Here is a 7,415-nt window from a genome sequence, read left to right as displayed (position 1 = left end):
GAACTATGCCGCGATCCGCACCTACGAAAAGCTCGGCATCCCGATCTACGACATGGTCACCGCAGGCACGTTCGAGGGCGGCGACTTCAACGTCATCGAGGACGGCGTCGTGCTGATCGGCTGCGGCGGCGCCCGCACGCAGGAGGAAGGTGCGCGCCAGGTACAGGCCTGGTTCGACAAGGAGGGTTGGGAAACCCGCATCGCCTTCATCGACGAATATTACGTCCATATCGACCTGATGGTGGTGCCGATCGCCGAAAAACTGACCGCTGTCTGCCTCGCCTGCACCGAACCCGGCATTGTCGACTGGTTGAAGGGCAAGGGCCACGAGATCATCGACGTGCCGTTCCAGGATACGATGGCGCTCGGCTGCAACTTCATGTCGCTGGGCAGGGACCGGGTGATCGCGCCGACCTCCAGCCAGGCGCTGATCGGTCAGCTCAAGGCGCGCGGTTTCGAAGTCGCGGCCGTCGACATGAGCGAGATTTCGAAGACCGGCGGTGGCATCCACTGCATGGCGCAGGCGCTGAAGCGCGAACCGGCCTGAGGAGTGGGATAGCGCTACGCTGCTTCGCTCACATTCGCATCAGCATGATCGGCATCCTGGCGGCCGAGGGTGCAAGGTCGCGCGCGCAAAACGGCTGAGATCGCCGGCTGGCGGCACCATGTGCCCCGCTTGCGAGTCGCAACGCTGGCCGACGCGAAACTTGCGCGATAGCTAATATAAGCGCACAGTAAAAACGTCTTTTGGGAGAGGACAGCTCATCTGCAAATCGGGAGGAAACCATGAACACCATGAGCCTCACCACGCTTGAACGCGGAAAAACGACAATCGACGCCGCAGCCCTGGAAGCGTTTTCGGCACAATTGCGCGGCAAAATGCTGAGCGAAGGCGATGCCGCGTACGACGAAGCACGGACCGTCTGGAATGCCACGGTCGACCGGCTGCCCGGGCTGATCGTGTGCTGCGTCGGCGCTTCCGATGTCGTCAGTGCCGTGAATTTCGCCAGGGAGAACAGGCTTCTCGTCTCCGTGCGCGGCGGCGGCCACAACATTGCCGGAAGTGCGGTCTGCGATGGTGGCCTGATGATTGATCTGTCATTGATGAAATCGGTGCGGGTCGATGTCGCTGGGCGGCGGGCATGGGTCGGGCCTGGCGCGACGCTTGCCGATGTCGACAAGGAGACGCAGGCCTTCGGGCTGGTGGTGCCGACCGGAATCAACTCGACCACCGGCATATCCGGCCTGACGCTGGGTGGCGGCTTCGGCTGGATCACCCGCAAATTCGGCCTGACCATCGACAATCTTGCCTCCGCCGATGTGGTCACCGCCGACGGCAAACTGCTCCGGGCCAGCAAGACTGAAAATCCCGATTTATTCTGGGCGCTGCGCGGCGGCGGCGGCAATTTCGGCGTCGTCACGGCATTCGAGTTCCATCTCCATGAGTTTGGACCGCAAGTGCTGGCAGGGCTTGTCGTCCATCCCTTCGCCGATGCCGAAAAGGTGCTGCGGGAGTATCGCAAGGCGCTCGAAACCGCTCCTGACGAGTTGACCTGCTGGGTAGTCATGCGGCAGGCGCCGCCGCTGCCCTTCCTGCCCGCGGAATGGCATGGCAAGGAGGTTCTGGTTCTGGCCATGTGTTATTGCGGCGACATCGAGGCAGGCGAAAAGGCGACGCAAAAACTTCGAGCCATCGGCACGCCGATTGCCGATGTCGTGGGCCCCAGCCCGTTCACCGGCTGGCAGCAGGCATTCGACCCACTGCTCACGCCCGGCGCCCGCAACTACTGGAAGAGCCATGACTTCACCGAGTTTTCCGAGGAGGCGGCTGCGGTCGTAACGGGGGCAATAGCCAAGCTGCCGGGACCCGAATGCGAGATATTTATCGGCCATGTCGGCGGCGCGGCAGGTCGCGTCAAGGCGGATGCAACGGCGTTCCCACAGCGCAGTTCGCATTTCGTCATGAACATTCACGCCCGCTGGCGCGAACCCACCATGGACAAGGCTTGCACCGACTGGGCTCGTTCAATCTACGAGGCGGCCAAACCTTATGCCGCCGGCACCGCCTACGTGAACTTCATGCCGGAGGACGAGGTCGACCGGGTCGAAGCGGCCTATGGTGGCAACCATCGACGGCTTCTGGAAATCAAGCAGCGCTACGACCCGCTGAACCTGTTCCGCATGAACCAGAATTTGCGTCCGAAAGAAAGCTTGCGAGCCGCATGAGGCGCGCCGAGCTGCAGTGATAACAAGTTCACGCCTCCGCTGGAGGCGCGGGCACATGCTGTTGGCGCCGGGCTGTATTCTTGGGCCGGCCCATCAGCAACAAACCCAATACTGTGTCTTCGCCGCCCTTGTGAGTGCTGGAAAAATGGAGGAATAGTCTCCCGGAATGCATCGCCCTGAAATTGCCGGTTTGCGGTTCTCAGGTCGTGCAATTGCTAGCCGGATTCCGAATGGCCAGTCCCGAACCGCGCAAAAGAAGAGGTCCGATCGCCGCCCGGCTGCTGGCGCTCGATGCGTGGATCGATTCCTCGCTCTATGAGATCGGCTTCAAGGCGCGCCAATTCTGGGAATCAGCGACGATCTTCTCGCGGCGCTTCCGCGTCAACGGCTGGCGCCGTGGCATCATCGAACTGTTGAGCGAAGGTTTCACGCTCGGCGCCGTCGGCATCGTGGTGATGCTGGCGCTGGCCATTCCGGCTTTCCAGGACACGGCTGGCGACTGGCGCGCCCAGGGCGACTTCGCCGTCACCTTCCTCGACCGCTATGGCAACGAGATCGGCCAGCGCGGCATCATCCAGCGCGATTCCGTGCCGGTCGACGAGATGCCCGATCACGTCATCAAGGCGGTGCTTGCCACCGAGGACCGTCGCTTCTTCGACCACTACGGCATCGATGTGCTCGGCCTGTCGCGCGCGATCTTCGAGAATGTGCGGGCGAACTCCGTCGTCCAGGGCGGCTCGAGCATCACCCAGCAGTTGGCCAAGAACCTGTTCCTCACCAACGAGCGCACGCTGGAGCGCAAGATCAAGGAAGCCTTCCTGTCGCTGTGGCTCGAGGCCAATCTGTCGAAGAAGGAGATCCTGCAGCTCTATCTCGACCGCGCCTATATGGGCGGCGGCACGTTCGGCATCGAGGCTGCCGCCGACTTCTATTTCGGCAAGAGCGTCAAGGACCTGAACCTGGCCGAGGCGGCGATGCTGGCCGGCCTGTTCAAGGCGCCGACCAAATATGCGCCGCACATCAACCTGCCGGCGGCGCGCGCGCGCGCCAATGTGGTGCTGTCCAACCTTGTCGATGCCGGCTTCATGACCGAAGGCCAGGTCCTGCAGGCCAGGCTGCATCCGGCCGATGTCGTCGACCGCGGCGAACAGAAAAGCCCTGACTATTACCTCGACTGGGCATTCGACGAGGTCAAGAAGATCGCCAAACCTGGCCAGCACTCGCTTCTCGCCCACACCACCTTTGACGCCAACATCCAGAAGGCGGCGGAAGAATCGGTGGAGTTCCACCTGCGCCAGTTCGGCAAGGAGTACAACGTCACCGAAGGTGCCGTCGTCGTCATCGAGACCAACGGCGCCGTGCGCGCCATCGTCGGCGGCCGCGACTATGGGGCCAGCCAGTTCAACCGCGCCACCAAGGCGCTGCGCCAGACCGGCTCATCATTCAAGCCCTATGTCTACGCAACCGCGATGGAACACGGCTTCACCCCCAACTCCATCATTTCCGGCGGCCCGATCAGCTGGGGCAGCTGGTCGCCGCACAATTACAACGGCGGATCGGCCGGCAACGTCACGTTGATCATGGCAATGGCCAAGTCGATCAACACCGTGCCGGTGCGGCTGGCCAAGGATCATCTCGGCATCGGCCCGATCAAGGCCATGGCCGAGGCGATGGGCGTGGAATCGCCGATCGAAGCACATAAGACGATGGTGCTCGGCACCTCGAGCATGACGGTGATGGACCAGGCGACGGGCTACAGCGTGTTCGCCGACAACGGCTTCGTCGGCTCCCGGCACGGCATCAGCCAACTCGTCACCCGGACCGGCGAGGTGGTCTATGATTTCGCCAAGGACGCGCCGCCGCCACACCGGGTGCTGTCCGAGCAGGCGCTCAAATCGATGAACACCATGCTGGCCGCAGTGCCGGTGATGGGTACGGCGCGGCGAGCCCAACTTCCCAACATCGTCGTCGCCGGCAAGACAGGCACCACGCAGTCCTACCGCGACGCCTGGTTTGTCGGCTTCACCGGCAACTACACGGCGGCGGTATGGATGGGCAATGACGACTTCACGCCGACCAAGAACATGACCGGTGGCTCACTGCCGGCGATGGTGTGGCAGCGACTGATGGTCTATGCGCACCAGAACATCGACCTCAAGCCGATCCCGGGCATCGACAAGCCCTTCGTCGATGAGGAGATCGCTGCCAAGGCCGAGGAAGCACAGAAGAAGAGCGACGATCAGGCGGCGGCCGATGCAGCCGCCGAACGGCCGCCGGTGCTGTCCAGCCGCACGACCCAGACGCTGCGGGACATGACCACGCTGTTCCAGTCGGCGCCCGTCCTCAGTACGCCGCAACTGCCGGAGACGCTGTCGGCGCTGTGATTGGCGCCGAGACAGTTGAGGGGTGATGGCCGGATCACCGCCATTGCCAAGCTGGAACACCCCTCATCCGACCGAGCTTCGCTCGGCCACCTTCTCCCGCAAGGGGAGAAGGGAGAGCCGTCTGCAATTCTACGTCGGCCCGCTTGCCACAAGGCCCTGCGCCGCGATATCCCCGAGCGGCAACTCTTCGTGTCCCCGGCCCCTCATGCTCAAAACTGCCTTCCTGACGCTGCTTTCGCTTGCCATAGCCATCGTCGGCGGTGGCGGCAGCGTCTGGTATGCGCTGAAAGTCCAGGATGGTGTCGGCGCCATCAGGATCGGCCAATGGACAGCCTTTCCCGATATCGGCACGCCGGCCGCCGATCCCTATTCCAAGGCCCGCGTGGCGCGCGAGGGTGTGCTTGCGCTCGGCCGCGCCGAGGGGCTGTCCTTCGTCGCCGAGCGAGACGCGGCCGGCGCCGAGCTCAAGCGCGAATGCACCTACACAATCGAGGGTGATTTTCCGACAGCACGGTTCTGGACGCTTTATGCCGCCGACCAGTCGCTCGGCGTGGTCGAAACCGGCAAACCCCGGCTGGCGGCGCTGCAATCCTACGGGGTGGTGCGCCAGCCCGACAATTCGGTGATCATTTCCGCCGGCCATCACCCGATGCCGGGCAATTGGCTGCTGACAGACGGCTTCGGCAGGATGTATTTCGTGCTGACCTTCTACGACACGCCAATCGCCAGCAGCACCGGCCTGTCGGACGTCTCGCTGCCGCATATCGTCAAGGTCGGCTGCAATGCGTAGTTTTTACGCTGCGATGCGCGGACTTCTGCATGCCGTCCTGCTCGGTCTGCTCGGCGCCGGCATCGTGCACATCGCCGTGCTGCTGCTGGTGCCCGAGTTTTCCGAACGCGATGCCTGGTCGCGGCTGTCCATGGCGTCGGATCTGTACAAGATGACGCGGCTCGATGCCGAGGCCGGTGGCGCGCCCGTGGTGAAATCCGTCGACCCGCTGTTTTACGCGACGGCCTGCCGGTTCGATCTGGGCGAAGGCATGGTCCGCGTCAAGGCACCTGGGCATGTCCCGTTCTGGTCGGTGTCGGTCTATGACCGCAGCGGCCACAACATCTATTCCTTCAACGACCACACAGCGACCGGCGGCGTTCTGGATGCCGTCGTGCTGACGCCGGCGCAGATGATCGACGTGCGCAAGGATCTTCCAGAGGATCTTCAAGGAGCGATCTTCGTCGAAGCGCCGATCGAGGAAGGCATCTTCGTCATCCGCGCCTTCGTGCCCGACAGCAGCTGGAAGCCGATCGTTTCGCGCTTCTTCGAACAGAGTTCCTGCGAGTTGCAGGACTTCTAAAGCGAGTCGCGTCTGAACGGATTCAGACGACCCGCTTTGGATCTTTGTGCATGTCGTTCTCCCAAAACCGAGGTCACTTTTGGGCGACATGCACTAGACATGATCCCGGACCAAAGGTCCGTGGCCGCCGAAACTCAGTGGTGCGGGACCGGTTTTGGTCCTGGCGAACCCGGCTTGTCGGGATCGACCGGCCGCACTTCGCCGGCATGCGGCCGCTCGTAGCGGATGCCGGGAAAGATGATCACCGCTGCCGGCATTTCGGCGGTTTGCTTTACTCTGGTGTTTGGTGCCGTACGCGGCACGAAAGACAGTACCATGCCCATGGTTCGCGCATTCCTCTCGGTTTCCCCGGAGCACAACGCAACGCCTCCAAATGTCATTAAGGCCGGCAGAGGGTTAACGGAACGCTAACGGATCGTCGCTAACTTGAACTTTGTTCTTGGCACTCTCGGAACCGGCACGGTCCCGGTCGAGCGTCGTCAAGGTTGTGTCGAGTACGGGCGTATCCTTCGTGTCATCTTCGGACTTCAGGCAAATCGCGGTGCGAAAAGACTCGGGAAAGGCCGAAAGGCTGTTCCGCGCCGCAGTGTCGGCGTTCTGTTCGCTCACCCGCCCATCACGCCGCGAGATCGGTCAACTCGAAGACCTGACGCTGCCGCTGTTCAATGACGTGTCCGTCGAATCTCGCCGTTACGTGGCAGCCGCCCTTTCCGAATGCGAATACGCCCCCGCCGCCCTGGTGCGCCGCCTTTGCGAGGAACCGGTCGACATTGCCGCGCCGCTGCTCATCCGCTCACGCGCCGTCAGCGACATCGATCTCATCGCGCTGATCGGGCGACATGGCCTGCCGCATGCACGTGCCATCGCGCGCCGCAAGGGCTTGAACCCGACCATCGCTGATCTGATCAGGGCCCTCGAGAGGCCAACCCTGGTGCGCGCTCCGCAACCGGATGCGAACGCCGCCGCGGCAGACAAGATCGCGCCAGCGAGCACGGAAACCGCCTCTGACGAGCCCGCCCGGGAACAGGCACTCGGCATCGCGGCTGAGAATGCACGGCGCAGGCTGCGCTCGATGATGCGCACGGGCGACGAGGCGGCAGCGACGAACGCCGATCCTTTCAAAGGCGCCGACACCTATGTGAAATTGCGCGAGACAGCGCTGACGGGAAACGCCGCGTTCTTCCAGACCGCGCTCGCCGATGCACTCGATATCGATTTCGAGATCGCGCGATCGCTCACCGCCAACCAGAATTATGCCTCGCTGCTTGCCGCCTTGCGCTCGCTCGACCTCAGCGAAGACAGGGCCTTCCTGATCACGGTTGCCGTCTATCCCAACCAGTTCCCGCATCCGCAGGCTATCCGCACCTTCCTCGACCGTTACCGGCTGCTGCATCGTGAAGCGGCCCAGGACAAGATGCGATCGTGGCGGGCGGGAGCCCTTTCAAGGGTGGTT

General features: G+C 63.1%; 7 protein-coding genes. 6 read left to right on the top strand and 1 reads right to left on the bottom strand.

Annotation, left to right across the window (positions count from 1 at the left end):
• The 5 genes from EN984_RS15560 to EN984_RS15540 all read left to right on the top strand — a co-directional run.
• The coding region (locus EN984_RS15560) for an arginine deiminase family protein (protein ID WP_245480069.1) at window positions 1-547 on the top strand (547 nt) is incomplete at its 5' end.
• 239 nt (window positions 548-786) lie between these two features.
• Window positions 787-2,226 carry an FAD-binding oxidoreductase gene (locus tag EN984_RS15555; RefSeq protein WP_127272266.1) on the top strand — a complete coding sequence of 480 codons (1,440 nt, stop codon included), beginning with the start codon at window positions 787-789 and terminating at the stop codon, window positions 2,224-2,226.
• A gap of 230 nt (window positions 2,227-2,456) precedes the next feature.
• On the top strand, window positions 2,457-4,610 hold the full coding sequence (locus EN984_RS15550; RefSeq protein ID WP_127272265.1) for a penicillin-binding protein 1A: 2,154 nt from the start codon (window positions 2,457-2,459) through the stop codon (window positions 4,608-4,610).
• Between the two features lie 205 nt (window positions 4,611-4,815).
• Window positions 4,816-5,400: a DUF1214 domain-containing protein gene (locus EN984_RS15545; protein ID WP_127271885.1), complete on the top strand. Its 585-nt coding sequence runs from the start codon at window positions 4,816-4,818 to the stop codon at window positions 5,398-5,400.
• A complete protein-coding gene (locus tag EN984_RS15540; protein ID WP_127271883.1) occupies window positions 5,393-5,962 on the top strand; it encodes a DUF1254 domain-containing protein in 570 nt (189 codons plus the stop codon). The genes EN984_RS15545 and EN984_RS15540 overlap by 8 nt, the downstream gene beginning before the upstream one ends.
• A gap of 134 nt (window positions 5,963-6,096) precedes the next feature.
• On the opposite strand, the gene EN984_RS15535 is transcribed toward EN984_RS15540, so the two are convergent.
• Window positions 6,097-6,285: a hypothetical protein gene (locus EN984_RS15535; RefSeq protein ID WP_127272037.1), complete on the bottom strand. Its 189-nt coding sequence runs from the start codon at window positions 6,283-6,285 to the stop codon at window positions 6,097-6,099.
• Between the two features lie 188 nt (window positions 6,286-6,473).
• On the opposite strand from EN984_RS15535, the gene EN984_RS15530 reads away from it, so the two are divergent.
• Window positions 6,474-7,415 (top strand): hypothetical protein (locus EN984_RS15530; protein ID WP_127383817.1); only part of this gene is annotated, 942 nt, incomplete at its 3' end.

The sequence above is a fragment of the Mesorhizobium sp. M7A.F.Ca.CA.004.12.1.1 genome, assembly GCF_003997835.1.
In the GTDB taxonomy this organism is placed as follows: domain Bacteria; phylum Pseudomonadota; class Alphaproteobacteria; order Rhizobiales; family Rhizobiaceae; genus Mesorhizobium.
The sequence above is the reverse complement of the archived record's forward strand: the minus strand, read 5'-3'. Positions and strand labels throughout refer to the sequence as shown.